Consider the following 2,795-nt stretch of genomic DNA (forward strand, 5'->3'; position numbering starts at 1 on the left):
GCCATGACCATGCCCCCGCCATGACCATGCCCCCATAGATTTATTACCCCGAAGCAATATTGTCTATTACTGATGTGCAATTTCATTTTAATATCATAATATAGCGAATTTTACTTATAAATTCATCTCGCAAGATTACCATATATACCAAAATTCCAAGGAATACCTCCTCAAGCGTGAAAATGCTTTTGGTCAGAGTGTGGCTGAAGTTCTGATTGCCGGCGAACGCCGCTAGAATACAAACTGCGGCTTGATCAGAATGACTTCAGTACGCACGCGACACAGGCACCTGGCTATGAATTGCAGGCTAGCGAACGCGAAATGACGCATCGATGACGCCCAGTTAACAGAACTGTCATTTTCGCGAGGACCGAAGAGGAGGCTTTATTCTGCCCCAGAACTGCGCTTTCAAGCCGCGCAGTGCGGCCCTGAGGCAAGCGCATGGTTTTCGCAGGCGAACGACGAGACTAACCACTCCCAAAGTTCGTAAAGCGCGCGGTTCATTTTGTGCTACAGTGGCGGAGCATTTCGCAATGGGCCGCGGCAGCGTCTTCGCCAGCCTTCAGGAGTGCACAGGAGGGCTGCGCACAGTTGAAACTCCTGATCGTCGAAGATGACGTCCGCACCGCGGCGATCCTGCGCAAGGCCTTCATCGAGGAAGGCTTTGTCGCCGACATGGTGCATGACGGCCTGGACGCCGTCACGGAAGCCCCGGGTGGACGCTACGATATCGTCATCCTCGACGTGAACCTGCCCGGCATGGATGGCTGGCAGGTGCTGCAGGTGTTGAAGCAGGCCGACCAGCGAATGCCGATCCTGATGCTGACGGCGCAGGATGCGATCGAGAAGCGCGTCAAGGGTCTGACTCTGGGCGCTGACGATTACCTGACAAAGCCATTCGCCTTCGCGGAACTCCTTGCACGCGTCCGGACCGTCTTGCGCCGGGCCAGTTCCGTTCCTGCCGAGATCCTGCAATTCGATGATCTGAAGGTCGATCCCCAGCGCCACAAGGTCACTCGCGGCGGCACGCCGATCCCGGTTTCGCCCAAGGAAATCCTGCTGCTCGAACTGCTCCTGCGCCATCGCGGCGATGTGCTGTCTCGAACCTTCATTGCCGACAAGGTCTGGGACATGATGTTCGACTGCGACAGCAATGTCGTGGACGTCAACATCCGCCGCCTGCGACAGAAGATCGACGACCCCTTTCCCCGCAAGCTGATCCACACCATCCGCGGGCGCGGCTATGTCATCCAGTAGCCTGCTGAGCCGCTGCGTGCCGGCATCGATCGCAGGCCGCCTKACGGCCTGGTTCTGCGCCTCGGCCTTCACTTTGGTCCTGGTGGCCGCCTTCGTCCTGTACGATGCCGTCCGCGCGACCGTGCAGTGGACGGAGGATCAGGTTCTCGAGCAGCACCTCATCGAAATACGGTCTCTCCTGCAGACGTCCAAGCCCGACACCGCCATGATCGCGCACGAGCTGAGCGAGGCAGCCGATGGGCCCCGCCAGGTTCTGATCCGTGTGTTGACGAATCTTCCGGACCTGGTGCTGACGACACCGGACATGGACAAGCGGCTACCGGCCACGCGCTTCCAGACGCCAGCCCCCAGTGCAACGCCCCATTATGAAACCATTACTGAAAACGGCTTCAGGTTTCGGGCGCACAGCGCGCTTGTGCCGCTGCAGGCGGAAGGCTGGCCAAAGGACACCGTCGTCCAGGTCGCCATGGATACGACACTCGATGACATGGCGATCGACCGCTTCAGKGACGTGCTCGTTACGGTGATCCTGCTGTCCGGCGCATTATGCGCCCTGGTGGGCTGGTTCATCATCCGGCGACAGCTCTCGCCGCTGCGGCGCGTGATCCACGCAACCGCGAGCATCGAGCGCGCGACGGCGAATGAGCGCCTCGTCACGGCCGGCCTGCCGACGGAGTTGGCCCATCTCGGCCTGGAATTCAACCATATGMTCGACCGGCTCGAGGGCGCCTATTCGCGTCTCCGGCAATATGCCGACAACGTCGCCCATGAACTGCGCAGCCCCATCAATCGCATGCTGCTGAATGTCGAGGTGGCGCTCTCGAAATCGCGCGACGAGGCCTCCTATCGCGACGTTCTGGAGAACACGCGAGACGACATGCAGACGATGGCGCAGATCGTCGACAATCTTCTCTTTCTGGCCAGGGCGGACAGCGACGAGGTCCAGCTTCAGATGGAGCCCGTGCGCCTCGCCGAAGAAATCGCAAACGTGCACGAGTTCTATTCGGCGCTGGCCCAGGAGAAGGGCATCGAGCTCCAGATCAGAACCGATCCCGAGCTCGTGATCGTGGGCCACGCCATGCTGCTCAGGCGAGCCTTGAGCAATCTCTTGAGCAACGCCCTGTCGCATACGCCACCTGGCCAGTTCATCGACATCACAGCCCATCGCGACGGCGACAGCGTGGTCGTCGCTGTCGCCGATGGCGGCGACGGCATCGAGGCTGAGGACCTGCCCTACGTCTTCGATCGCTTCTTCCGCGGCGACCGCTCCCGATCGAGCTCCGAGCGACGGCTCGGCCTTGGACTGTCGATCACGAAAAGCATCGTGGCCATGCATCACGGCCTGATTGCGGTCGTCAGTACCAAAGGCGCCGGCACGCGTTTCAGCATGACGTTTCCGGCCTCGATGCGCGCGCATGGCTAGTGATCGCGGCGCTTGAGCGGAGACGTGTCCCGGTCGCCTCACCTCTCCTTGAAGATCCTGTTGGCGTGGTCTGCGAAGGGTTTCGTCAGGAACGAGAGCGCGGTGCGTTCCTCGG

At 60.3% G+C, this 2,795-nt stretch carries 2 protein-coding genes; both read left to right on the top strand.

From position 1 onward, the window contains the following. Positions 1-591 precede the first annotated feature (591 nt). A complete protein-coding gene (locus tag AC1DJT_RS35760; RefSeq protein ID WP_441492874.1) occupies positions 592-1,257 on the top strand; it encodes a heavy metal response regulator transcription factor in 666 nt (221 codons plus the stop codon). 16 nt (positions 1,258-1,273) lie between these two features. Beyond that, a complete protein-coding gene (locus tag AC1DJT_RS35765; RefSeq protein WP_476835962.1) occupies positions 1,274-2,680 on the top strand; it encodes a heavy metal sensor histidine kinase in 1,407 nt (468 codons plus the stop codon). Positions 2,681-2,795: the final 115 nt, after the last annotated feature.

Source organism: Allobosea sp. 05T422_2 (genome assembly GCF_056396265.1).